The 24,575-nt window shown below is 42.7% G+C and carries 20 protein-coding genes; 7 read left to right on the top strand and 13 right to left on the bottom strand.

The features are described from left to right. The first annotated feature begins 66 nt into the window (after nucleotides 1-66). Nucleotides 67-606 (top strand): RNA methyltransferase, encoded by a 540-nt coding sequence (locus ACX0HA_RS08130; RefSeq protein WP_458844770.1) that lies wholly within the window; start codon nucleotides 67-69, stop codon nucleotides 604-606. A 25-nt stretch (nucleotides 607-631) separates the two neighbouring features. Then, nucleotides 632-2,743, top strand: coding sequence for an Ig-like domain-containing protein (locus ACX0HA_RS08125; protein ID WP_458844769.1), 2,112 nt, complete (start codon nucleotides 632-634; stop codon nucleotides 2,741-2,743). Between the two features lie 128 nt (nucleotides 2,744-2,871). Here the strand turns inward: ACX0HA_RS08125 and ACX0HA_RS08120 are convergent, their stop codons facing one another. Together ACX0HA_RS08120 and folK are read right to left on the bottom strand one after the other, a co-directional pair. Then, nucleotides 2,872-3,519: an HAD hydrolase-like protein gene (locus ACX0HA_RS08120; RefSeq protein WP_458844768.1), complete on the bottom strand. Its 648-nt coding sequence runs from the start codon at nucleotides 3,517-3,519 to the stop codon at nucleotides 2,872-2,874. Nucleotides 3,520-3,808: 289 nt separating this feature from the next. After that, complete coding sequence (folK, locus tag ACX0HA_RS08115; RefSeq protein ID WP_458844767.1) at nucleotides 3,809-4,945, bottom strand: 2-amino-4-hydroxy-6-hydroxymethyldihydropteridine diphosphokinase; 1,137 nt, start codon at nucleotides 4,943-4,945, stop codon at nucleotides 3,809-3,811. 200 nt (nucleotides 4,946-5,145) lie between these two features. Between folK and sppA the strand changes: the two genes are divergently transcribed. Together sppA and ACX0HA_RS08105 are read left to right on the top strand one after the other, a co-directional pair. Further along, the gene (gene sppA / locus ACX0HA_RS08110; protein ID WP_458844766.1) at nucleotides 5,146-6,981 is read left to right on the top strand and encodes a signal peptide peptidase SppA; all 1,836 of its coding nucleotides are present in this window, start codon (nucleotides 5,146-5,148) and stop codon (nucleotides 6,979-6,981) included. Nucleotides 6,982-7,170: 189 nt separating this feature from the next. Beyond that, on the top strand, nucleotides 7,171-9,843 hold the full coding sequence (locus tag ACX0HA_RS08105; protein WP_458844765.1) for an AsmA family protein: 2,673 nt from the start codon (nucleotides 7,171-7,173) through the stop codon (nucleotides 9,841-9,843). A 147-nt stretch (nucleotides 9,844-9,990) separates the two neighbouring features. Here the strand turns inward: ACX0HA_RS08105 and ACX0HA_RS08100 are convergent, their stop codons facing one another. After that, nucleotides 9,991-10,788 carry a DUF2797 domain-containing protein gene (locus ACX0HA_RS08100; protein ID WP_458844764.1) on the bottom strand — a complete coding sequence of 266 codons (798 nt, stop codon included), beginning with the start codon at nucleotides 10,786-10,788 and terminating at the stop codon, nucleotides 9,991-9,993. A gap of 40 nt (nucleotides 10,789-10,828) precedes the next feature. Between ACX0HA_RS08100 and ACX0HA_RS08095 the strand changes: the two genes are divergently transcribed. Both ACX0HA_RS08095 and ACX0HA_RS08090 read left to right on the top strand, forming a co-directional pair. Next, on the top strand, nucleotides 10,829-12,364 hold the full coding sequence (locus ACX0HA_RS08095; RefSeq protein ID WP_458844763.1) for a GH3 auxin-responsive promoter family protein: 1,536 nt from the start codon (nucleotides 10,829-10,831) through the stop codon (nucleotides 12,362-12,364). A gap of 60 nt (nucleotides 12,365-12,424) precedes the next feature. After that, nucleotides 12,425-12,616, top strand: a complete 192-nt coding sequence (locus ACX0HA_RS08090) for a hypothetical protein (RefSeq protein WP_458844762.1) — start codon at nucleotides 12,425-12,427, stop codon at nucleotides 12,614-12,616. A gap of 213 nt (nucleotides 12,617-12,829) precedes the next feature. On the opposite strand, the gene ACX0HA_RS08085 is transcribed toward ACX0HA_RS08090, so the two are convergent. The 3 genes from ACX0HA_RS08085 to ACX0HA_RS08075 form a co-directional block, all read right to left on the bottom strand. Further along, the gene (locus ACX0HA_RS08085; RefSeq protein ID WP_458844761.1) at nucleotides 12,830-13,117 is read right to left on the bottom strand and encodes a hypothetical protein; all 288 of its coding nucleotides are present in this window, start codon (nucleotides 13,115-13,117) and stop codon (nucleotides 12,830-12,832) included. Between the two features lie 72 nt (nucleotides 13,118-13,189). After that, nucleotides 13,190-13,477 carry a hypothetical protein gene (locus ACX0HA_RS08080; RefSeq protein ID WP_458844760.1) on the bottom strand — a complete coding sequence of 96 codons (288 nt, stop codon included), beginning with the start codon at nucleotides 13,475-13,477 and terminating at the stop codon, nucleotides 13,190-13,192. 74 nt (nucleotides 13,478-13,551) lie between these two features. After that, nucleotides 13,552-14,376, bottom strand: a complete 825-nt coding sequence (locus ACX0HA_RS08075; RefSeq protein WP_458844759.1) for a DUF5694 domain-containing protein — start codon at nucleotides 14,374-14,376, stop codon at nucleotides 13,552-13,554. Between the two features lie 194 nt (nucleotides 14,377-14,570). Here ACX0HA_RS08075 and ACX0HA_RS08070 point away from each other — a divergent pair, with 194 nt between their 5' ends. After that, nucleotides 14,571-14,939, top strand: a complete 369-nt coding sequence (locus tag ACX0HA_RS08070) for a hypothetical protein (protein ID WP_458844758.1) — start codon at nucleotides 14,571-14,573, stop codon at nucleotides 14,937-14,939. Nucleotides 14,940-15,135: 196 nt separating this feature from the next. Here ACX0HA_RS08070 and ACX0HA_RS08065 read toward each other — a convergent pair whose 3' ends face one another. The 7 genes from ACX0HA_RS08065 to ACX0HA_RS08035 all read right to left on the bottom strand — a co-directional run bounded on the left by ACX0HA_RS08065 (nucleotide 15,136) and on the right by ACX0HA_RS08035 (nucleotide 24,450). Further along, nucleotides 15,136-17,232, bottom strand: coding sequence for a glycoside hydrolase family 97 protein (locus ACX0HA_RS08065; protein WP_458844757.1), 2,097 nt, complete (start codon nucleotides 17,230-17,232; stop codon nucleotides 15,136-15,138). A 392-nt stretch (nucleotides 17,233-17,624) separates the two neighbouring features. Then, nucleotides 17,625-18,857, bottom strand: coding sequence for an ATP-dependent Clp protease ATP-binding subunit ClpX (gene clpX, locus ACX0HA_RS08060; protein ID WP_458844756.1), 1,233 nt, complete (start codon nucleotides 18,855-18,857; stop codon nucleotides 17,625-17,627). A gap of 72 nt (nucleotides 18,858-18,929) precedes the next feature. Then, on the bottom strand, nucleotides 18,930-19,604 hold the full coding sequence (gene clpP, locus ACX0HA_RS08055) for an ATP-dependent Clp endopeptidase proteolytic subunit ClpP (RefSeq protein ID WP_458844755.1): 675 nt from the start codon (nucleotides 19,602-19,604) through the stop codon (nucleotides 18,930-18,932). 93 nt (nucleotides 19,605-19,697) lie between these two features. Then, nucleotides 19,698-21,023 (bottom strand): trigger factor, encoded by a 1,326-nt coding sequence (tig, locus tag ACX0HA_RS08050; protein WP_458844754.1) that lies wholly within the window; start codon nucleotides 21,021-21,023, stop codon nucleotides 19,698-19,700. 122 nt (nucleotides 21,024-21,145) lie between these two features. Next, nucleotides 21,146-21,490: a phage holin family protein gene (locus tag ACX0HA_RS08045; RefSeq protein WP_458844753.1), complete on the bottom strand. Its 345-nt coding sequence runs from the start codon at nucleotides 21,488-21,490 to the stop codon at nucleotides 21,146-21,148. A 77-nt stretch (nucleotides 21,491-21,567) separates the two neighbouring features. Next, nucleotides 21,568-23,151 carry a G-D-S-L family lipolytic protein gene (locus ACX0HA_RS08040; protein ID WP_458844752.1) on the bottom strand — a complete coding sequence of 528 codons (1,584 nt, stop codon included), beginning with the start codon at nucleotides 23,149-23,151 and terminating at the stop codon, nucleotides 21,568-21,570. Nucleotides 23,152-23,166: 15 nt separating this feature from the next. Next, entirely contained in the window at nucleotides 23,167-24,450 is a 1,284-nt protein-coding gene (locus tag ACX0HA_RS08035) for an OmpP1/FadL family transporter (protein ID WP_458844751.1), read from the bottom strand. Between the last annotated feature and the right edge of the window lie 125 nt (nucleotides 24,451-24,575).

The raw sequence follows: 24,575 nt of genomic DNA, 5'->3' as shown, positions 1-24,575 counted from the left end.
CGAATACGTTTGATTACAGCCCATTTCTTTAAAATATGTTTACATTTGCTATTCCAAAAAACACACATGAGAAAATTAGCTAACAACGAGTTGGGCCGAAAAAGCATCGAAGACTTTAAGGATGCCGAAAAGACCCCGCTCATCATAATACTCGACGACATCCGCAGCCTGCACAACATAGGCTCGGTGTTTCGTACTGCCGATGCCTTTCTGGTGGAGAAGATCTACCTGTGCGGCATCACTGCTACCCCTCCCAACAAAGAGATACATAAAACCGCCCTTGGCGCTACTGATACCGTTGCCTGGGAATATGCCAAAGATGTTCGTGAAGTAATACAAAAACTTCAGGCAGAGGGCACCGAAGTATGGGCTATCGAGCAGGTGGAAAATTCGGTTTACCTGAACGATTTCCAGCCTGAAGAAGGTAAGAAATACGGGCTTGTTTTTGGTAACGAAGTAAAAGGCGTTTCGCAGGAAGCCATCAAACTTTGCAGCGGAACCATAGAGATCCCGCAGCTTGGAACTAAACATTCCCTCAACATTTCGGTTAGTGCCGGTATTGTGGTGTGGGATATCTTTCAAAAAAACTATACAACAGCAGGCTAGCCCCTTAATCCCCTATTTTTACGAAATGAAACTATTTTCACCCCAATATTCAGGGATATCTCGTAGTGCGCAGCTGTTTGTGACCCTATTGCTTTTTTCTTTCTCGCATATTGATGCACAAGACATCGCCCCTACGGTAACTGCTACCGGACAGCAGACGTATTGCCCCGGCAACCCGATGAACATCGCAACTGATTTTAACATTAATGACCCTGATGATACCGGAGCCATAGCAGCCTATATTCAGATATCATCTGGTTATGTAAACGGGGAAGACATGTTAAACCTCAACCCTACACCGGGCATTATAGCCACATGGAATGCGACTTCGGCAACACTTACCCTAAAAAGCAGCACCCCGGGTGCCGAAATACTTTATACCACAATTAGAGACGCAATAAGATTCAATGTTGTTTACAACAACACTTCAGCAAATCCATCCTACGGACTGCGTACATTTTCCATTTCACTGGGCGATGCCAATTACCTGGCATCAACACAGCATTATTACAAATTCATCGCCGCCGACGGTATACTATGGACAAATGCCAAAACTGCTGCAGAAAACACTACCTACTACGGCCTGCAGGGTTACCTTGCCACATTAGGCGCAGCCGATGAAGCACAGCTTTGCGGAGAGCAGGCTACCGGAACCGGCTGGATAGGCGGAAGTGACGCTGCACAGGAAGGTGTATGGAAATGGGTTACCGGCCCCGAAACCGGTACGACTTTTTGGAATGGCACAGCAAACGGATCTACTCCAAATTTTGCGTTTTGGAATAACTCAGAACCCAACAATTTAGGCGATGAAAATTATGCACACATTACCGCTCCCGGTGTTGGAATTCCCGGCTCATGGAACGACCTGGCGAATGGTGGCGGCGACGGGCAGTATGCCCCTAAAGGCTATATTGTAGAATTTGGCGGTATGCCAGGCGATCCGGTACTACAGATATCGGCGAGTACTACCATAAATGTAGTTAAACTCTTATCTACAACTACAGCGCAACGCTGCGGCGACGGTACGCTTACACTGCAGGGAGTTTCTTCCAGCAGCCTGATATACTGGTATGATGCCCCAACAGGCGGCAACCTGCTGGCTACAGGTTCGAGCTTTACCACACCGTATCTTACCCAAACAACAACCTATTATGCTTCGGCATATCCTGCAGGCTGTTCCACAGTACCAAGGACCGCTGTTGCCGCAACAATAAACATCCAGCCCACTACACCAAACCCTGATCCTGTTGCTCCCGTATGTTCAGGAGAAAGCGCACAGCTTACAGCAACAGTTAACGCAGGTACACTAAACTGGTATGATGCTCCACTCGGAGGAAATATCATAGGCACTGGGAGTCCTTTTACCACGCCACCTCTTACAGCCAATACTACCTTTTATGCCGAAACCGTAAACAATGGCTGCCCGGCAACATCAAGGCAGGCAGTGAGCATAACGGTATTAGCTCTTCCACAGGTTCAGGATGGAGAAATCGAATTTTGCGACAAGGCAAAAACAACCATCAGCGCCGGTATTTCAGGAATGGCATACCTATGGTCTACAGGAGCAACCAGTGAGTCGATACAAATAACAAAGGCAGGCACCTATACCGTAGAAGTAACCAACCCTGCCGGATGCAGTGCCATAAAAACCGTTATTGCCACTACCCTGCCTAAAACAGACATAATTCGTGTAGAGGTAAATACAGATGTAGCCACCATTATCATGAATGATCCTGACACCGACAATTATGAATATGCACTGGATGGCGGCAACTACAGGGATTCAAACATTTTCACCAACCTTAGCGCCGGACAACATACCGCACAGGCACGTTCGATAAACGGCTGCGGTAACGATTCGATGGTCTTTTATGTCTACATGATACCCAAATTCTTCACTCCAAATGGCGACAACATAAACGATGTGTTTACCCTTGCAGGCATGCAGGCATATCCGTTAGCAACCATCAATATCTTTGACCGTTATGGTAAAGTAGTGGCAGCATTAAGCAGCCGCAACCGTTCGTGGGATGGTACTTTTCAGGGGAACACACTACCTGCAACAGATTATTGGTACGTGATTAAACTGGATAATGAAACCCCAGAGATAAAAGGGCATTTTAGCCTGATACGCTAGGCCGGATGAATTTATTCCCTACGGGAAATATGAACCAATGCACATCATTCCTACCAACATTAAATCCCTACGCGATATTCAGCTGCTGATAATTTTCCGTTAGGGAATTAATCCTGCATTACATACAATTAAACCGCCACAACAGGCTTATGCAACACTAACGACAATATTTGAGCCGGGCTATCGATATGGTAGTCCGGTTTATTGTTTTTAAGCGATTCGGCGCTGTCATAACCCCAACTCACCCAGGCTACATCTACCCCGCTTTTACGGCAGGCAACCACATCGCGAAGCTCATCGCCTACGTATAATATATCAGATGGCTTCAGCTGTTTCTGCTTCAGGAATTTGTTAATGAGATGGTGCTTTCCAAAAACACTTCGGGAACTAAAAATATCGTTATTGGCCATTCCGTTCAATTCAAAGAATTTCTGGATATTCTCTTTTGAATTCGATGACAATACGGCAAACGGAATATGACTGCTGCCGAATGAGAGCAGAAGCTCTTTCATACCTTCGTTAAATTGCAGCTGTGGTATTGAGGCTTTATATTTTTTGATAATGGTCGAAGCGAGAAACGGAATACGGTACATGGGCACGCCGAGCAGTTTGCAACGCTCGGAAATGCTGATGCTTCGAAGCACATCCAGGTTCTCGTCGTTCAGTAGATTATAGTCGTGTTTAAGGGCGAGTTCGTTATACAGTTCGATAAATAAGGACCGGGAATCGGCGATGGTGCCGTCAAAGTCGAAAACAATAAATTTATAGGGGCTCATTTTGATGATTGATGATGATGATTTGTATAACGCAAAGATACTTTGTTACAGTATATCTTTACAAAATAACAATCTCCTCTTCTTTTGTCTTGAAACAAAAGAAGCAAAAGTTCAAGCCTGTGTAACCATAACTGAAAATCTACGTCAGGATTTCACATCGCGACCCCAGCCGTTCGCTGCTTCGCGCTCGACTCGTGGGTCGCTCCCCTTCTCCCAACGTTAAATCCCTCCTTGATTTTTGGCGTTAAGGCTACAAGGGCATCACTTTACAATCAATATTATATTATATTTACTTCTTTCTTGCTTTACTAACCTGCTCCAATACCCACATGTAATCTTCCTGATTGTGTACAAAATCCCGGTTGGAAACATCCAGCACCAAAACATTGAGTCCGCTATGGGTTTTAATATAATCCAGATAGCCCTGGTTGATATTGTCAAGGTATTCGGCTTTTATTTCCTGCTCGTAACTGCGCCCACGGAGCTTGATATGTTCCAAAAGCATTTCGGTAGTCTGGTATAAATACACATACAGCCCGGGCCTGCGCATTTCGCCATACATAATATCGAACAGCTTTTTGTACAACGCATATTCATCATCGCCAAGGGTTACTTTAGAAAATATAAGCGATTTGATGATGTGGTAATCAGCCACTACAAAGTCGGTTTGTGGATTTACCTGAAGCAGATCGTCGCTAAGCTGCTGGTAGCGGTCGGCCAAAAAAGACATCTCCAGCGAAAACGCATACCGCTGCGGGTCTTTGTAAAACTGCGGCAGGAAAGGGTTATCGGCAAAACGTTCGAGAACGATCTGCCCTCCAAAATCTTCCGCCAATTTACCCGCAAGGCTGGTCTTGCCCGCGCCTATGTTTCCTTCTATGGCAATATAGCTATGGTGTTTCGGGTTGAAGTCAGCGATCGGGGCAGGCAACTGCACTACAAATTCGCATGTACTGCTATCTCCAGATTCGTCTATCAGTTGGTTAATGTCTTTTTTAAATTTCGGGTGCACCCAATGCGGAGCAACATCCCTTAATGGAATGAGTACAAAATTACGATCCTGCATTCGCGGATGTGGCACTTCAAGAGTGGGTTCGCTAAGGATCTCATTATTAAAAGCAATCACATCAATATCTATGGTACGCGAGTGATAGCGTTCGTCAGGATTGCGCACCCTGCCGCCTTCCAGTTCGGCACTTAGCAGTTCGGCCAGCAACTGCACGGCAGTTTTTTGCGTATGCACAAGGATGCAGCAATTATAAAAATCGTCTCCTTCAAAACCCACAGATGGATTCTCGTAAATACCGGAAACCTTTACCACCGTAGCAATATGACTGTTGATATACTCGATACTCCATTGCAGGTTCTCCAGGCGATTGCCCATGTTACTGCCTAATGACAGGATGGCTGTGTTTTGAAATCTCATAGGTGCAAAGTAAATAAAAGTTGCTGAGTTACTGAGTTGCTAAGCCGCAAAGTTTCAAAGGCTGGATAAGCCACCTGATTGAAGCTGCCCCCTCTCCTTCGGAGAGGGGTTGGGGTGAGGCCAAAAAAAATTCTATCTTCGTAGTTGTAACATATTACACTGTTACGCGTCTGATTAATAAATAAATTATTCTCTTTACGATGAACGATACTCCAAATCAACCACAGTACAAACAGCCCCAGTACAAAAAGTCAGGTGCGCCATCATTTCTTAAGAACGTGCTTTCTACCGTAGTAGGCTTGTTTGTGTTTTGCTTTTTATTTTTCTTTTTCATAATCCTTATAGGTGTTATAGCTGCTGCCGCAGGCGGAGGCAATGATAAAGCGGTGACCGTAGATAAGAACAGTGTAATCGAGCTTGACCTTACACAGGTTACAAATGACTATTCGGGCAAGTTTAAGTACAAAGATTTTCCAATGTTCGACTCTGAACCAAGCGAAGGGCTTGTAGATGTGATCAGGGCTATTGATGCAGCCAAAAAAGACGACAGGATCAAAGGAATTACCATCACTAATAGTTCTACACAATTAGGCATCGCCCAAAGTAAGGCACTTCGTGATGAGCTTGACGAATTTAAAAAATCGGGCAAATTTATTGTAGCCTATTCTGACGGCTATTCGCAAAAAGATTATTACCTGAACTCGGTTGCCGATACGGTTTACCTGAACCCGGTAGGAGAAATTGACTTTAAAGGACTATCATCTGAAGTGATGTTCTACAAAGACCTTCAGGACAAAACAGGTATTAAGATGGAAGTTATCCGTCATGGAAAATATAAAAGTGCCGTTGAGCCGTTCCTTAGCAACGAGATGAGCCCTGAAAACAGGGAGCAAATCACGGTATTGCTGAATTCAGTTTGGAGCTCGATCGTTACTGATATCTCTAAAAGCCGTAAAATTCCGGTAGACAGCCTTAATGCTGTAGCCGACAGGCTTGGCGCACGCACACCGGAGCTTGCCAAACAGGCAAAACTTATCGATAAGATAGCTTATTTTGACGAGTATGAAGCGGGTATCAAAAAAGCCCTTAAGATTAAAAAAGACGAAGACTACAAGAAAGTAACCATACTGGACTATGTAAAAGCAACTGCACTTGACAAACTGATGGCTGGTGGTAAAGACGAGATCGCCATCATTTATGCCCAAGGCGAAATCAGAAGCGGCGAAGGTGACGTAAACACGGTAACTGAAACTCCTATACGTAAAGCGCTTAAAGAGGCCAGAGAGAACGACAATGTTAAAGCCATTGTATTGCGTGTGGACTCTCCGGGCGGAAGCGCACTGACATCTGAACTGATATGGAGGGACATTGAGCTTACCAAAAAAGTAAAACCGGTAGTAGTATCTATGGGTAACGTGGCAGCTTCAGGAGGTTACTACATTTCATGTAACGCCAACCGCATTTTTGCTGAGCAGGGTACCATAACAGGTTCGATAGGTGTATTTGGCATGCTGCCGAACTTTACCGAACTTTCTAACAGGATAGGCATTCACACCGAACAGGTGAGCACACATAAAAACGCATCTGGCTACAGCGTGTTCACTCCGCTTAAAGACGATACAAGAGCTATCATACAGGAAAGCGTTGAAAAAGTCTATACTACTTTTGTGAGCCGTGTAGCGGCGGGTAGAAAACTTACCCCTGCACAGGTAGATGCCATAGGACAGGGCCGTGTATGGAGCGGCAACGAAGCGCTTAAGAACGGACTTGTAGATGAAATTGGCGGACTTGACGCGGCAATAAAATATGCTGCAAAACTGGGTAAAACCACAGATTATTCTACACATGACTATCCTGAATTTGAAAAAGACTTCAGCAAAATACTGGGCATGCTTGGCCTTAACATGCAAACCAAAGAAGAACTCATAAAAGAACAGGTAGGCGAAGAAAATTACCGTGTTATTGAGCGCATTCGCCGTGTTAGCCAGATAAAAGGCACACAGGTATTAATGCCTTATGAAATAAACATCAGGTAGTTTAACTACACTCTGACATTTTAAAAAAGCACAATGAAAAATCATTGTGCTTTTTTAATTTAAGGTTTTTAAACGTTTATAAAGAGGTTAAGATTCGGAAACGTCAGAAACTACAGGCAACAATCATACAGTTTTTGAGTTATTAAAAGACTATATTCTCTATCTTAGAGGCAAAATTTAAAAGTTATCATGGTTAAGAAAGTTTTAAAATGGACCGGTATCGTTTTACTGGTAATTATCATTGCATTAGCAGCAGCACCGTTCTTATTTAAAGGCAAGATCAAAGAGCTTGTCTTAAAGACTATCAATGAGAAAGTAGATGCCAACGTGGCGTTTGAGGATGTTAGCCTGAGCCTTTTCAGGAGTTTCCCGAAAGCTAATGTTACCATAGAAAAACTAAGCGTTGTAAACAAAGCGCCTTTTGCGGGCGATACTCTTGTATACATGGAAGAAATTGACCTTGACATGTCGATCAAAGAGCTTTTTAAAGGCGAAGGCGAACCGATGAACATTGAATACATTGGCACTAAAAATGGTGTTGTGAATATCCTCTTCAATAAAGACGGTGTGGGCAACTTTGATATCGCGATTAAAGATGACAAAGAGCAGCCTGCTGATACCAAAGAAAGCAAACCTTTTGCCCTGAATATGCAGAAGTACAAAGTAGAGAACCTGCGTTTTCGTTACTACGATGAGCGTTCTAAAATAAACATGGTAATAGACAGCCTGAACCACGAAGGTAAAGGCAACATGGCAGCCAACAAGCTTGATCTTGATACGAAAACTACTGCCAAGCTTTCGCTAAACATGGATAAGGCCAACTATATGAAAAATGTAGCCCTTAGCCTTGATGCTGTATTGGGCCTTGATCTTGACAAGAGTATTTATACCTTCAAAAACAATAAGGCACTCATCAACCAGCTGCCATTGGAGTTTGACGGAACTTTTGCAATGGTAGAACAAGGGCAGCAAATCGATATCACCTTCAAGACACCTACCTCATCGTTCAAAAACTTCTTAGGTTTAGTTCCGGAAGCCTATTCTGGCAACCTGGCATCGGTAAAAACCGAAGGCGACTTTACCATCAATGGTAAAGTAAACGGACTGAATGGCGACAACTCTATCCCGAAATTTAATATTGCGATCGCATCAAATAATGCATCGTTCAAATATCCTGACCTGCCAAAATCGGTTCAGAATATTGTTATCGATACCAAGATCATCAACGAAACCGGAATCTTAAATGATACTTATGTGAATCTTGATAAACTTTCGTTCAGGATAGACCAGGATGTGTTTGACGCAAGTGCCAACATCAAAAACATTGTAGAGAACCCTCTTGTAGATGCAAGGCTGAAAGGGATAATAAACCTTGCTAATGTATCTAAAGCGTATCCTGTAAAAATGGATATTCCGCTTTCAGGCATACTTAGGGCAGATGTTGCTACTAAATTTGATATGAAATCGGTAGAGAACAGCCAGTATGAAAAGATACAGAACAACGGAAGCATGAGCCTTAGAGGCTTTACTTATAAAGGCGACCTGCCGAAACCTGTAAAAATAAACGAAGCGGCAGTACAATTTAACCCAAGCCGCATTACCCTTAGCAAATTTGATGCTGTAACAGGCGGATCTGACATCAACGTTAACGGTACGCTGGACAACTTCTACGGATTCATTTTCAGGAACCAAAACCTGAAAGGTAACTTCAACATGAGTTCGAACAAACTTGTAGTGGCCGATTTCATGGCTCCCGAAGCAGCCAAGACCACGACTACAAAAACAACCGAGCAGGGATCTGAAGAGGTTAAGACCACCAAAACAGTAGCCGCAACTGACGCAGTTAAGATACCGGCTTTCCTTGACTGTACCATTACAGCCAAAGCGGGCACTGTAGTATATGACAACCTGTTCCTGAAAGATGTATCGGGTAAAATGGTTATAAAAGACGAAACAGTTGCCATCCAAAACCTGAAGTCGTCGATATTTGGCGGGCAGATAGGTGTTAATGGCGATGTATCTACTAAAGGAGCTACGCCAAAATTCAATGTTGACCTTTCTCTTAGCAATGTAGACATTACACAATCGTTCAACCAGCTTGAAATGCTTAAGTCTATCGCACCAATAGTAGGCGTGATAACCGGAAAAATGAATACTACTATTAAAGTGGGCGGTAACCTTGATGCCAAAGAAATGACACCGGATCTGAAATCGCTTTCGGGAGATCTTTTAGGACAACTGCTTCAGACAAAGGTTAATCCTGAGAACTCAAAAATGCTTACGGCGTTAACATCTAACATAAAATTCCTTGACCTTTCTAAGATAGATCTTAATAAAAAGATAGGGCTTACTTTTGAGAATGGCAAGGTTATAATCAAACCTATTGACCTGAAATACCAGGATATTCCAATCAAGATACAGGGTACCCACGGTTTTGACCAGACTATGAGCTACAACGTAGGTTTCGAGGTTCCGGCGAAATATCTGGGCAGCGATGTAAACAAACTGATCGCATCAGCTAAAGGTGATCCAAGCAAGATCATAATCCCGGTAAATGCCGTGATTACGGGTAACTTTAAAAACCCTAAAGTAAGCACCGACCTTGGCAAGGCAGCGACCAACCTAACAAATCAATTGGTGCAACAGCAAAAGGACAAATATATCAACGAAGCGACAACCAAAGGTACTGATGCTTTGAACAAATTGTTAGGCGGCGGTAAAACGACGACCTCTACTGACACTACTAAAACAAGCACTCCTAAGACCAAAGAAGAAACCAAAAAAGAACTGGAAGAAAAGGCAAAAGAAGGTGCCGGAAAACTGATCAATGGTTTGTTTAAGAAAAAGGAGAAGAAAGAATAGACCAAGCCTCTTTGGAGTTTAGGGTTTCTTACTCAGACCTTACCAAACAACATAAAAAACGCCTGATGAAATTTTCATCAGGCGTTTTTTATATATAAAGATTTTTCTACTCCGTTACACTTCGCTCAAAATAACAGCAACTGAAAACTAAACGTTTATCTGCACTACAAAACCTTCATACGAACGCAAATTGAAAACCGTACCGTCTTCAAATAATAGATACTGCCCTTTAATGCCCGTAAGCTTGCCATTAAAGATAGGTGTCTTACCAAGGTTCAGGCTTGCGCCTACTTTTTTAGGGTATTGCAGTACGGGATAGTCTAACGTATATAGTTTTTCTTCGGTAGTTTCGAAAAAGGGCATTACTTCAGCAGGAAGAAGCGAACGCACTTCGTTACGCCTTGCGATAAGGTCGATGGGATTAACCTCATTCAGCAGCATTTTCTTCCAGTTGATCTTATCCGAAAAATGATTTTTCAGCGCTACCTCCGTAATGCCGGCAAGGTAGCGGTTAGGCACCTCGACAAGTGGCGTTGCCCAAGATGCTCCCTGGTCTATCCAGCGCGTAGGCACCTGCGTTTTTCGGGTCACCCCTACCTTCATGTCGCTTGATGCGGCAAGATAAACCACATGCGGCTGCAGCTGCACTCTCTTTTCGAATTCCAGATCCCGGTCGGCTATGTCAAGGTGGGCCGTGCTCAGTTCGGGGCGCATGATCCAGTCGCCCGCTGAGGCTGAACTGTAAAAACAATCATAACAAAAACCCTGGCGGTATATCTTTTTCTTTTTACTGCAATTAAGGCATTGAAAGCCCATGAAATTAATCTCTAAGTCTTTACCTAACAGCTGGTTTACATTCAGAAAACTGTTTTCAAAAACCAGGTAATATTGTATCGGGCTGCCCGCCTCCGTTTGCATTTTTGTTAAAACCCCTTCGTATTGCATATAAAATTTAGTATTTTTATGGGCATAAAGATACTAAAATATGGCATTGCCGATTATCAATTCAATTGCTTCGTGGATACTGAAAAAACGCATCCATGATATAGAATTGTTCCTGAAATACCCTAACGAGGTACAGGACGAGTTGCTGATGACCCTTATCCGCACTGCGGAAAGCACGTCTGTTGGCAAAAAACACGATTTTGCATCCGTTAAAAATTACAGAACCTTTTCTGAAAGGGTACCTGTCTCGACCTACGAAGACCTGGAACCGATGATCGAACTTACCCGCAGGGGCGAGCAGAATGTTTTTTGGCCAGCACCAATAAAATGGTTTGCCAAATCGAGCGGAACGACCAATGCCAAAAGCAAGTTCATTCCTGTAAGTGCCGATGCGCTGGAGGACTGCCATTATAAAGCCGCAAAAGACCTGCTGTGCCTTTACCTGAACAACAATGAAGAATCACAGCTCTTTACTGGTAAATCGCTTCGCCTTGGCGGCAGCAAACAGCTGTATGAAGACAATAACTCTTTCTTTGGCGACCTCTCTGCCATATTGATAGACAATATGCCGATATGGGCCGAATTCAGCAGCACACCAAGCAACAAGGTGTCGCTGATGAGCGAATGGGAAACCAAACTTCCTGCGATCGTAAAAGAGACCATAAATGAGAACGTGACCAGTTTTGCCGGTGTGCCTTCATGGATGCTCGTACTGATGAACCGTGCGCTCGAGGAAACCGGAAAGACCAACCTGATGGAAATATGGCCTAACCTCGAAGTGTATTTCCACGGCGGAGTGAGCTTTGAACCCTACCGTGACCAGTACAAAAAAATCCTGCCTAAAGCCGACTTTAAATACTACGAGATATACAATGCTTCTGAAGGCTTCTTTGCCATACAGGACAGCAACGACAGCAACGAACTGCTGCTGATGCTGGATTACGGCATTTTCTACGAATTTATCCCGATGGATACTTTCGGCACACTGAACCAAAGGGTAATCCCGCTATCAGAAGTCCTGGTGGATAAAAATTATGCCATCGTAATCACAACCAATTCAGGATTGTGGCGCTACATGATTGGCGACACCGTAAGGTTTACATCAGTTAATCCGTACCGCATAAAAGTTACAGGAAGAACCAAGCACCATATCAATGTTTTTGGCGAAGAGCTGATGGTAGAGAATACCGATACTGCTATTGCGAAAGCCTGTCAGATCACAGGCCACGAAGTTATAGACTATACCGTTGCCCCGGTATTTATGAGCGGCAGAGAAAAAGGCGCACATGAGTGGATCATTGAATTTAAGGAACCTCCTGCAGATGCAGCACATTTCCGTACCGTACTTGATGAAACTTTGCAGACGCTCAACTCTGATTATGAGGCCAAACGCTACAATAATATGACGCTGAACCCGTTAGTACTTAACGTAGCAAGGCCAAAGCTTTTCTACGACTGGCTAAAGGAACAGGACAAGCTGGGCGGACAGCACAAGATACCGCGACTTTCTAACGAACGTCATTATCTTGAACAGCTTAAAGCCATGCAGGACAGCTTTTCGGCCGACCTCGCTTAAACTTTAACAAATAGAATATCAACGATTTGGCATACTGTTTGCTTAAACTGTATCCGAAATATGAAACAGATGATGATGATGAAGAGGAAATACATTTTTACACTGGCCGCTACCGGATTACTATTATTAGGCTCCTGTGGACCCAAACTGCACCGTTACAGCTGCGGTGGCAAAAGACGCTGCATCAGCCACGTTGAAACCGCCAAATCGGCTGCTGAGAAAATACAGAAGTCACAGACTAAAGACGCATAAAAAAAGCTTCACGAAAGTGGGGCTTTCTTTTTCTTTTGTCTTGAAACAAAAGAAACAAAAATTCAAGCCTGTATAGCTATAACTGAAAATCTACGTCAGGATTTCCCATCCCGACCCAAGCCGCTCGCCGCTGCGCGCTCGACTCGTGGGTCGCTCTCCTTCTTCCCACGCTAAATCCTTCCTTGATTTTGGCGTTAAAGCTATAAGGGCGAACTAATTCGCGAGTAGCGATATATCCACAACTTTTATAATTTCCTGAAAGTCGGCAATAACAGAAGTATGAGCAGCGGTGCTTTTAGGGTCTTTTATGTACCTGTCAATATTATAGAGCCACAGATCCATTTCGTCTTCGGTATGGTTGCGGTCGTGAGAAGACAGTGGCAGTTTATTGATTTCTTTAAAGATAGTATCGCGAATCTCTGTTCGTACAGACGCATCAGATGTTGCGAGGAAATCGGCAATCAATTTCTTTAGTAAAGTCTTTTTTTCAGATTTAGTCATAGTCCTTTTTTAGTTATTTAAAGGTACAACAATTAAGATCATGAAGGGAATAATTAAATACAGATCAAACAGTTAGTTTCCTAACAAAGAAACATCAACAGTTTTTACAATGACATCAAAATCAGACATAAGATTAGTACGAATAGTAATACTTTTAGGATTTTCAATATATCTGTCACTGTTATAGTTCCATAGATACATTTCTTCTTCGGTGTGGTTTCTGTCGTTAGAAGACATGGGCAGCCTGTTAATTTCCATATAAATATCATTCCGCAACTTCGTCAGGATGGCAGGATCGGTAGCCTTAAGGAATTCAGCGATCATTTTTTTAAGCTGAACCTTTTTTTCAGATTTTGTCATACGGCTTGATTTAATTTATCTAAAGATATGACTATAAAAGCCGAAAAGAGAATAAAGCAAAGAAAATCAGATAGTTATTTTAAATAATTAAATACGTTTTCCAATTTATACTTGGGGCTTCTTCTTAAAAAATCATTGAAAAATGCCGTATGTGTCCCTCCCATCAAAATGAGTATCCTGTCATTTTTACCCACTGGGATCTGATTGAGGTTAGAGAACATCACCAAATTTCTATGGTAAAATTTCGCTGCTTCGTCCGCACCTTCCGATTTTCCTTTACTGGAAATATAGGTCAGCAAATCGGCATTGATATTGATCAGGCTTTCCAAATACTGTGGGTGATTATTCAACTTAAAAAGATCGTAAAACGGAATTCCCTCTTCAGGATTTTTTTTCTCATTATCATCTACCAGCGCCCAGTATTTATTGTTTGTGGTTTTGTCAACCTGATTTACCTGTTCGCCAATATTATAATCATAACCTTCCTTAAAATCTATTCCGTATATCTTATTGGTACCGCTTAACCTCCCAATCTCATACGCCAGAAGCTCCCTCTCATCTGGGTCTGTAAACTTTTTGTTCGGATGTTGCACATAATCCAGATAGTCTGCCCTTCTTATGGAATCGTTTGCCGGCAGACTTTCAATCACGATAATGGTAGGCTTGAATTCAGCCAAAAGCTTAGCCACTTTCCTGACTTCTTCCTGGTTCTTCTTATCATTCTCATCAAATTCCGTGGAATTGGCATCGTTAGTAGTACCCATATGGAATGTCGCAACATTCAGCACCGGAATTGCATCGTCAAACTTGTCTTTATAGATTCTCTGTTCGCTATAGGGCAGTTTAGCTGAACATGATGTTAATAATGCTATTGATAGGAGGAATAAAATATTTTTCATACAATACCAGAAGTAATTTCTTTCAAATATAGAAATTATACCTACAAGGTTTTGAAAACCTTGCAGGAAATATAGTGTAATCTACTTGCAAGGTCTGCGAGACCTTGTAGGTTTAAATAGTAAATACTCTGTTAAAACCACTTGACCAGCTTTTAAAAATAACGTATCTTTAGTCTACGATTTACTCCCAATATATGCCATATTACAAAGCTATTTTCAGGCTGCCCGGCAGCAGCGAACTAAAAGCCGACAGAGGCTATGTTCCCGATTCATTTTTCAATGCTATTCAGGAAGTGACCACGGCCGATATCGTGGACATTCATGAAGGCGGATTTATCCTCTCTACCGAGATGCATCAAAAGCTGAGTGTACCCGATCACTTTGCCAGCTATGCTATTACAGGGCTCAATGCTCCGGACGGCAGCAAGAACGATCCCGAATTCCACCAGCAGCTATTGGCACATCTTAAAGAAGCCAATCATGCCCGCCCTATCGAGGAGCATTACAACTATCAGGTGTTTATGATGGAACATATTGAGGAAGTGCCGGATGATGATTACTAGCTTCGGAGAAGCGACATATTTATAGTTAATGATTCAGTAAACCTATTGAGAGCTCCGGAGGAGCGGCATATTAATTTCATGCCGCTCCTCCGGAGCTCACTTATTAACATACAATATTATCCCTATAAATATATCGCCCCACCGGGGCTAAGCAAAAAAACCGGACATCACTGCCCGGTTTCTTATAAAAACGAATTTATTTTATGCTTATCGCACAGCCACCACCGGGTGCCAGTTTCTGGTCCAGTTTGGTTTTGCTTGTTACCTTAATGGTTTTGATAACATAGCTCTGCGGATTTTTCTCGTAATGTGCAGTAGGCCCATCAGCATAGATGGTTGCCGTATAGGTCTTTCCTTTTGGCAGGTATTCGAAAGTGATCTTTGCCGTACGAGCATTTTCATCGTTGATTGCGCCTACATACCACTCGTTTTTACCTTTTGCCTTACGCGCAATAGTGATATAATCACCCGGCTCTGCTTCAAGGATATAACTATCATCCCAATCAACCGCTACATCTTTGATAAATTGGAAAGCATCAAGGTGTTTATTGTACGTTTCAGGAAGATCGGCTGCCATTTGCAGCGGGCTGTACATGGTTACGTATAATGCCAATTGTTTTACCAGTGTAGTATGAACGAATGAGTTGTTGTCAGGATTGTAAGCACTTACTTTCGTCTGGAAAATACCCGGCGTATAATCCATCGGGCCACCCATTAAACGTGTAAACGGAAGGATAGTGGTATGGTCGGCATTGTTACCGCCAAATGCTTCATATTCTGTACCACGTGCCGCCTCGTTCCCAATAAGGTTCGGGTAGGTACGGCTCAATCCTGTAGGGCGCACTGCCTCGTGGGCATTCACCATGATCTTGTAGTCGGCCGCTTTTGTAATAGCGTAGTTGTAGTGGTTGATCATGCTCTGGCTGTAATGGAACTCTCCCCTTGGGATAATATCGCCCACATAACCGCTTTTTACGGCGTTATAGCCATATTCGTTCATCAGTTGGTACGCTTTGTCCATGTGGCGCTCATAGTTAGCTGCGGCACCCGATGTTTCGTGGTGCATGATGATCTTTACACCTTTTGAGTGCGCATAGTCATTAAGCGCTTTAATATCAAAGTCAGGGTATGGCGATACGAAATCAAACACATACTCTTTCGATTTGCCGAACCAGTCTTCCCAGCCTTCGTTCCAGCCTTCTACCAGTACCGCATCAAAGCCATGTTTAGCAGCAAAGTCAATATACTCTCTTACGTGAGCGTTGTTAGCCGCGTGCTTGCCGTTAGGCTTGGTTTTAGAATAGTCAAGTTCACCAAGCTTTACGCTCGTAAGGTCGTTATAGGCCCATGAGCTTTTACCTGTGATCATCTCCCACCATACACCTACGTATTTCACAGGTTTGATCCATGAAACGTCTTTGAATTTAGTAGGTTCGTTAAGGTTAAGTATCAGTTTAGAGGCAAGGATATCGGTAGCTTTATCGCTTACCACCACCGTTCTCCACGGTGATTGCGTGCTTGCCTGCATATAGCCTTTGTCCCCAATGGCATCGGGCGTTAGCCATGATTCCAATATCATGTTCTTGTCATCAAGATTTAACGACATACATGAGTAATCTATCAATGCAGCCTCGTGAATGTTGATGTAAAGTCCATCCTGGCTTTTCATCATCAGTGGTGTCTGAAGGCCTGTGTCAGAGAACGGGTGCTGAGAAGCATTTGGTGTAACCGCCGCCTTCATCTTACCACGAACTTCTGACAGTTTCGACGTTACCGTGCTGTATTCCTGGGTATCATAATCACCCGGAAGCCAAAACGCTTTGTGGTCTCCGGCAAGTGCAAATTGGGTTTTCTCTTCTTTGATCACAAAGTAGGTAAGATCCTTTTGTTCAGGGAATTCATAACGGAAGCCAAGCCCGTCATTAAACAACCTGAAACGAATGTTGATGTACCTGCCCTTCTCTGCCTGCTGGGCAAGGGTCACGGTAAGTTCATTATAGTTATTGCGGATGTCCTTCTGCTCACCCCATACAGGGCTCCAGGTTTCGTCAAAGTTTGCCTGCTTCGTTCCGCTAACGGTAAAACCGTCAAGCATATCAGTGCCGGTTTTAAGGTCTAGCCCCAGTTTACTGGTCTTTATAACCGGTTTGTTCTTGTAGGTCAGTTGGTAAGTAGGCTCACCTTTTGCGCTCAGGGCAAAAGTAAGCGAAAGGTTTTTGTCGGGTGACGTGATGGTTTGCGCACCCGTCAGTGCCGCTGCCAATAGTAAAACGGCAGAAAACAGTTTCTTCATATCGTATAGTTTGTCTTTTGAATTGCTAAATTACCGAAATTCAGCACATAATATTAAATTAACATACCCGAAACCGTTTTCGTGTTGACAACTTTTTAATCTGATGATTCGATTTTTAGATTTTTAGATTGCCTGATGAATGGATTTTTGGACGACTTGTAAAACCAAAAAAAAGAAAGTGATTTTTGAAAAACCAAAAGCGTAACATTAAAAATTAGACTACTTATTTTCAAACAGTTACAAATTTTAAATTTACGCACCAAAATGGCATTTTGAGAACGTAAAGTGCAACAATAGGCCTATTTTTGATGTTTTCTGTAAGATATTACTGTAAATAAAAATCCCCTGCCGAAGCAAGGGATTTCAGAAATCTTATTTTTTAGAACATAAACTTAAGATGCCGTTTTTAAACGTTTCAAAAGTGTCCTGTTCAGGTGATGCTCTACATACTCCCTGTCTATGTGCAGTTCTTTTTCTTCAGAACCGGGCAGTTCATACATGGCTTCAGTCAGGATAGCTTCGCAAAGCGAACGTAATCCCCTGGCACCCAACTTGTATTCTAATGCTTTATCTACAATATAGTCAAGGGCATCGTCTTCTACGGTAAGGGCAACCTCATCCATAGCAAATAGCTTAACGTACTGTTTTACAAGGGCATTCTTAGGCTCTGTAAGGATAGCACGCAGGGTTTCCCTGTCAAGCGGATCCATGTGCGTAAGCACCGGCATACGCCCGATGATCTCAGGGATAAGCCCAAAATCCTTAACATCTTTAGGGATAATATATTGCAAAAGGTTATCCTTGTCAATGTTGTCTACATTACGTGATGTACTGTACCCAACTGCTTGACGGTTAAGCCTTTTAGAGATGATACGCTCGATACCGTCAAATGCACCACCGGCAATAAACAGGATATCCTGCGTATTTACCTCGATGAATTTCTGGTCAGGATGCTTACGGCCACCTTTCGGCGGAACGTTAACTACCGTACCTTCAAGCAGTTTCAATAACGCCTGCTGTACTCCCTCACCCGATACGTCTCGCGTTATCGAAGGGTTATCGCTCTTACGGGCAATCTTATCGATCTCATCAATGAATACGATGCCACGCTCAGCTTTCTTCACGTCATAATCAGCGGCCTGTAACAGGCGCGTCAGTATACTTTCCACATCCTCACCTACATAACCAGCTTCGGTAAGTACCGTAGCATCTACAATAGTAAGCGGTACATTCAGCATACGGGCAATGGTTTTAGCAACCAGTGTTTTACCTGTACCTGTCTGTCCCACCATAAGGATGTTACTCTTTTCGATCTCTACACCATCATCGCCTGCAGGCTGCATTAACCTCTTGTAGTGGTTATATACTGCAACTGAAAGCACTTTTTTAGTCTGGTCCTGGCCAATAACATATTGGTCAAGGAACCCACGTATCTCTTTGGGCCTCTTAAGCTCAAGCTCGGCAGATAATGCCGACGTGCCTGACTGCCTTAATTCTTCAAGCACAATACCATGTGCCTGCTCAATACAGCGGTCGCAGATGTGCGCGCTGATACCCGCTATAAGCAGGTTAGTTTCCGGCTTCTTCCTACCACAAAAAGAACACTCTAATACTTCTTTAGCCATCTTTATTAATTTTGTTAGGCAACAATAAGACTGGTTATCAGCCTTATTGTTACATAACACTGGTTTTATTTTTTATTCTCTGATCAAAACCTCATCGATCATACCGTATTCTTTCGCCTCAGGCGCTTTCATCCAGTAATCTCTCTCACTGTCTTTGTGTACTTTGTCAAATGTTTGCCCTGAATGCTTAGCGATGATCTCATAAAGCTCTTCTTTCAGTTTCAGCATCTCGCGAAGGTTGATCTCCATATCGGTAGCAACACCCTGTGCACCTCCCGACGGCTGGTGGATCATAACCCTTGAATGCGGCAGTGCCGAACGTTTTCCGGCTGCTCCTGCGCATAAAAGTACTGCACCCATAGATGCTGCCATACCTGTACAGATAGTAGCTACATCGGGCCTGATGTACTGCATTGTGTCATACATGCCAAGACCTGCATAAACGCTTCCGCCCGGAGAGTTAATATAGATCTGAATATCCTTAGAAGCATCTGTACTCTCAAGGAACAACAGCTGCGCCTGTACGATATTAGCAATCTGGTCGTCGATACCTGTACCAAGGAAGATGATCCTGTCCATCATAAGACGCGAGAAAACGTCAAGCTGAGCAACGTTCATTGTGCGTTCTTCCATGATGTAAGGTGTCATTCCCGTTGGGGTAACACGGCTTATCAGTTTATCGTAGTATAGGTTATTTATGCCGTGATGTTTAGTGGCATATTTGTGAAATTCTTTTCCGTAATTCATAATAGAAGTAAAATAAATTTATTTGTTTGCATTAAAGAACGAAACGCCAGCCTAAAAAGACTGACGTTCAAATATACTTATTTTTTACGAGAATTATTCTCCGTACATTTCTTTAACAAACTCTTGATATGTAACATCTTTAGTTTTAAACTTCACTTTTTCTTTGAAAAGGTTAAGCATTTTTTCGCTCATTACCTGCTCAGATAATCTCTTAACTTCGTCTTTGTTAGAAAGTACTCTTGCAACGATGCTCTCAACATCAGCATCGCTTGGATCAAGCTGACCAAACTGTGCCATTTGTTTTTTGATAACCTCAGAAGTGTATGCTTTAAGATCGTCAAAAGTGATCTGAAGGCCATTTTCAGTGATTACTTTACCTTCAATAAGCTGGTAGCGAAGGCCACCTTCTGATTTTTTGAATTCAGCTTCAGCCTGCTCTGTAGTCAGAGGAGTTTCACCTGCAGACTGTAACCATTTTACAAGGAATTCAGTAGGAAGGTCAAATTTAGTATTCTCGATAAGCGACTCAGTTACATCGTTAAGGAATTTCTGATCTGCCTGAGAAGTAAACTGCTGCTCTGCATCTTCTTTGATCTTTTCTCTAAGCTGCTCAACAGATGTTACAACACCCTCGCCAAACAGTTTATCAAAAAGCTCCTGGTTAAGCTCAGCCAACTCAGAAGTATTTATTTCCTCTATTGTAAAGTTCACCTCGACGTCAAGACCGTGAACATCATCATGACCTACTTTAAGGAAGTCCATAAGTTTGTGGTCATCATCAAAAAGGCCTTTAGTAGAAACAGTAACTACATCGCCAACTTTTTTACCAAGGAATTTTTTTCCTGTAGTTTTTGTTTTGAAGATATCAGAAGTGATTGTAGCCTCAGCGTTGATGCCTTTATCCTCGTTAGTAAAAGTTCCGCGGATATCATCTCCTTCTTCCGATTTCTCTTTAGAAACCAGTTTACCGAATTGTTTCTGGATGCGCTCTACCTGCTCATCAAGCATTTTGTCATCGGCAGTGATGTTGTATTTTACAACTTTATTTTTAGCACCAAGATCTACTGAAAACTCAGGAGCAAGGCCAAGTTCGAACTCAAAAGAGAAATCATCGGCATCCCAGTTAAAATCTTCAGTAACCTTAGGTAGCGGGTTACCAAGTATATCAAGTTTTTCAGCAACAAGATAGTCATTAAGCGAAGCCTGAAGTATTCTGTTCACTTCTTCTAAAAGTACAGCTTTACCGTATTGTTTAACGATATGGCCCATAGGAACAGCACCTTTCCTGAAACCCGGAATATTTGCATTTTTCCTGTAGTCCTGTAAAACTTTGTCTACTTTTTGTTTGAAATCTTCTTTAGTTACAGCTACTGTTACAACAGCATTTAATGCATCTATCTGCTCTCTTGTAATATTCATTATCTAAGTTGTTTAATATCCATATAAATTTGGGTTGCAAAATTATAGTTTTTTTACAACCCATACAAGTTTTTAAATTATTGTCTACCAATATCCTGAAAAAAGAATAGCAATTATAATGCTTATTGTTTTTTCGTTGAAAGCGATGAAACCAATGACTGGCAAAACGACAGTAATAAACTAAAAAGCAGCGCTCTCAGGAAGCCGCTAATTTCGAATCCGTCAACCAGTTCATCACATAGCATTATGATGATGGCATTGATTACCAAAAGGAAAAGCCCCAGCGTAAATATGGTTACCGGCAATGTAAACAACACCAGTATCGGTTTAATAAAAATATTAAGCAGCCCCAAAACCAGTGCCACTATAAGTGCTGTCAAAAAACTGTCAACCCTCACCCCCGGCATAAAATAGGCCAGCAGTATCACAAACAATGTGGTGAAAAAAATATTGATAAGTGTTTTCATATTTTGGATGTTTTACACAAAAATAAAAAAAGCATCCGCCATGGCGGATGCTTTTAAGGAAATATTTGTTAAAAATACTATGGATTTGACGTACGAACTGTAGCGCCAGGATACTGACCCGGAATAACAGTTGGCAGGTGTGCTTTATAATAGTCGTTGATCACTTTAATGAACTCATTAGCTACAAGAGCATAACCTCTCGCATTAGGATGAACACCATCAAGAGAAAACACTACAGTATTTGCTGTTGCAGAGCTGAAGTAACCTGCTTTGTAGATCTGGCCATCTGCAGACTGAAGGCCTGTAACAAGCTGAGTCAGCATAACATTCATATCGGCAACTGCAAGATTTTTAGATGCAGCGATCGCTTTTATCGAGTTATTAAATTTTACGGTAGCAGCCTCTACAAGAGCAATTTCTGAAGCAATAAGCACGTGCTGATCCTGAAGCGGATAAGTGATACCCATCTTATCAAGTGGAGCTGGAGCTCCTGCCTGCGACGTACCAATTACACTTCTTGTAGTAAGAAGTACAAGGTCTGCCGCTGTTGCCTGTCTTGCCTGCCCGTAAGTTGGCCCTAAGAAAGGAGCAAGAGCAACCAGTGTAGGGTTACCGCTTGCAGCCGCAGCCGCAGTAATCTGCGCACTAAGGTTTACTAATGTCTCATCTTTTATTAGTAGAGGGTTAGGTGCTGTTGTAGAAAGAAGGCTTATCCTTGATCCCTGCCCAAACGCCGAAAGTATCTGGTTAAGCGGACCGTACAACTGCTGGTTAAGCTGATTTATTGTCGCTACACCTACCTGCTCATTACCCTGCCCGATAACCGATGCCGTAAGCGGGCTAAAAGGAACAGTCGTAAAGTAAGGTATCGATGTTACGCTTGGTATTGTAGCACATACACCTTTAGCGCCATTGGCAGTAAGAGCATTTGTTATCGTTGAATAAACGCTTGCAAATACCTGAGGATCGGTAATATCATTATCGCCATAGGTTGCCGGATTCAGGTTTCCTGTCTGGTCAATACCTGTTCCTCCCGAAGTTGCATAAGCAAGCACATCGTTATCACCAACCCAGTTGGTAAAGAAGGTTGGGTTTTTAGCCATTGCATCTCCTAAAACAGTCGCCGCCGGTGTTGAAGCCTGGCGTACAAAATAAGGGTTTGCCTTACCTGTTGTACCAAGAACCTGAAGGCTACCGTAACCTTCAGCAAGGAAATGGAATGATTTAGCACCGGGAACACCCATGTTATTATAAGGACCCGCTACAATATTAGACACCAATGCTGTAGGTGGGCCTGCAATTGGCTCCGGCCCGCCCGTCGATGTATTTATAATCAACCTTGTAGTAAATGCCGTTGTAGGCCCAAGGATCATACCTCCAGTATTATTTAAGTCATCTGCATAAGACGGCTGTGTAAACGCACCGCCCCCTACAAGCGCAAACTGCTGCGAAAGGATATTTGGAAATGAATACTGCTGTCCCGTTTTAAACATAGTCCCATCCATATAGCCTGCTGTAAGCGAGTTACCTATAGCAACATACGAACTGAAGTCAGCTTCACCGGCACTGTAGCTGGCGTTAGAAACCTCATTCTCAAATTCAGGCTCACAGCTTGCAAATACAGCCGAAAGAACCGCTAAGTATATAAATTTATTTTTCATGATAATTTTTTCAGATTAGAACTTGTACGATAAACCGATACCAGGTGAGAAAACCACGTTTTTGTATGCTCCTCCAAAAGATACATTCGGATTTCCATCTTCGATGTAATGATCGTAAGAAGCGTTGGTTTCTTTAAAGTGAAGGTAAAGGAACGATGCATCAATACCCAGGTTAGGAGTTATCATGTAAGTAAGACCTCCTGTATAACCCATAGAATCGTTTCTTGGAGTTTCCGGAGCAAAGTAACCTGCCTGAACAGGGCTTTCGTCAAAGTAACACCCTGCACGGAAAGAGAATTTATCATTATGCTTGTATTGGGCACCTACTCTGTAAGTACTTGCATCTTTATAGTTACGCGGGTTGAATGATTGCGGAACCTGAGAAGTAGCCGTTGGCTTGAAATCTACTACAAGGGCATCATATACATTCCAGAATGTCCTGTTGTAATCAAATGCCACAAGCCATTTATCAGTAAGCTCTACCGAAAAACCTGCAGTAAGTTCGGCAGGAAGCGGAAGGTCTGCATTAAAGGTTGTATTACCTAACTGTATATCCTGTGCAGATGTTGGCGCATCAGAAAGGTAACCCGGTACATCATGAAATGTAGCATCGCCATCGCGTGCCTCCATAGTAATCTCAGAGCGGTAGTTGAAACCTAATCTTACTTTATCCGTTGGGTTTACCATGAAGCCTGCGCTCCATCCCCACGCTGTAACATTTTTAGCCTCAATAGTAACATCGGTTTTGTTGCCATTCTCATCGGTAACGCTTCTTCCCACGTTCCTGTTGAAGTCAACACCTCCTGTTACAAAGATAGGACCACCACCAAAACTCAACTGATCACTAACTTTTACCGAAACTATAGGTTGAATGTAGACCGCCTTAAGATCTATATTATTCACAAGATGTGCTCCGTCCCAGTCCTGATCCCATTCAACTGCACTACCATAAGGCGAGTAGACAGCAAGACCTACTGAAAGCCAGTCGGTAGCCTTATAGGCAACATAAGCACTGAAAGGAGTACCTGTATTTTCTGTAGAATTACTAAGATTGTTTTCCATGCTCTGGAACTTAGTTCGTGCAAAAAGCGCATTTGCACCTACCGACGCACTGAAGCGGTCTTCAAGAAATACCGCACCCGCCGGGTTAAAGAACAATACCTCGGCACTGTTCACCACACCTACACCGGTATGGCCCATCGCTAATTGTTTCTGACCCTGAAGGCTCACACGGTATCCCCCGGCAAATGCCGATGATGTTGCAAGAGCCATCATTGTTAAAGATAATAGTTTTCTCATAAGTTAAGAAGTGTTAGTTTCCCGTTGTTAAAATAGTATTCCAAATTTATAATATTTTATGAATTACACAATATAAAACCAAAAATATTATGCATTCATAATAATTATATTTTCAAAAATTACAT

The organism is Flavobacterium hauense (assembly GCF_054457175.1).
The sequence above is the reverse complement of the archived record's forward strand: the minus strand, read 5'-3'. Positions and strand labels throughout refer to the sequence as shown.

Coding starts and splice junctions, on each gene's coding strand:
- clpX (WP_458844756.1), bottom strand. CDS start 18,857: ATGGCTAAAGAAGTATTAGAGTGTTCTTTTTGTGGTAGGAAGAAGCCG.
- ACX0HA_RS08125 (WP_458844769.1), top strand. CDS start 632: ATGAAACTATTTTCACCCCAATATTCAGGGATATCTCGTAGTGCGCAG.
- ACX0HA_RS08045 (WP_458844753.1), bottom strand. CDS start 21,490: ATGAAAACACTTATCAATATTTTTTTCACCACATTGTTTGTGATACTG.
- ACX0HA_RS08120 (WP_458844768.1), bottom strand. CDS start 3,519: ATGAGCCCCTATAAATTTATTGTTTTCGACTTTGACGGCACCATCGCC.
- ACX0HA_RS08100 (WP_458844764.1), bottom strand. CDS start 10,788: ATGCAATACGAAGGGGTTTTAACAAAAATGCAAACGGAGGCGGGCAGC.
- ACX0HA_RS08080 (WP_458844760.1), bottom strand. CDS start 13,477: ATGACAAAATCTGAAAAAAAGGTTCAGCTTAAAAAAATGATCGCTGAA.
- sppA (WP_458844766.1), top strand. CDS start 5,146: ATGAACGATACTCCAAATCAACCACAGTACAAACAGCCCCAGTACAAA.
- ACX0HA_RS08095 (WP_458844763.1), top strand. CDS start 10,829: ATGGCATTGCCGATTATCAATTCAATTGCTTCGTGGATACTGAAAAAA.
- ACX0HA_RS08105 (WP_458844765.1), top strand. CDS start 7,171: ATGGTTAAGAAAGTTTTAAAATGGACCGGTATCGTTTTACTGGTAATT.
- ACX0HA_RS08075 (WP_458844759.1), bottom strand. CDS start 14,376: ATGAAAAATATTTTATTCCTCCTATCAATAGCATTATTAACATCATGT.
- tig (WP_458844754.1), bottom strand. CDS start 21,023: ATGAATATTACAAGAGAGCAGATAGATGCATTAAATGCTGTTGTAACA.
- ACX0HA_RS08035 (WP_458844751.1), bottom strand. CDS start 24,450: ATGAGAAAACTATTATCTTTAACAATGATGGCTCTTGCAACATCATCG.
- folK (WP_458844767.1), bottom strand. CDS start 4,945: ATGAGATTTCAAAACACAGCCATCCTGTCATTAGGCAGTAACATGGGC.
- clpP (WP_458844755.1), bottom strand. CDS start 19,604: ATGAATTACGGAAAAGAATTTCACAAATATGCCACTAAACATCACGGC.
- ACX0HA_RS08070 (WP_458844758.1), top strand. CDS start 14,571: ATGCCATATTACAAAGCTATTTTCAGGCTGCCCGGCAGCAGCGAACTA.
- ACX0HA_RS08090 (WP_458844762.1), top strand. CDS start 12,425: ATGAAACAGATGATGATGATGAAGAGGAAATACATTTTTACACTGGCC.
- ACX0HA_RS08040 (WP_458844752.1), bottom strand. CDS start 23,151: ATGAAAAATAAATTTATATACTTAGCGGTTCTTTCGGCTGTATTTGCA.
- ACX0HA_RS08065 (WP_458844757.1), bottom strand. CDS start 17,232: ATGAAGAAACTGTTTTCTGCCGTTTTACTATTGGCAGCGGCACTGACG.
- ACX0HA_RS08130 (WP_458844770.1), top strand. CDS start 67: ATGAGAAAATTAGCTAACAACGAGTTGGGCCGAAAAAGCATCGAAGAC.
- ACX0HA_RS08085 (WP_458844761.1), bottom strand. CDS start 13,117: ATGACTAAATCTGAAAAAAAGACTTTACTAAAGAAATTGATTGCCGAT.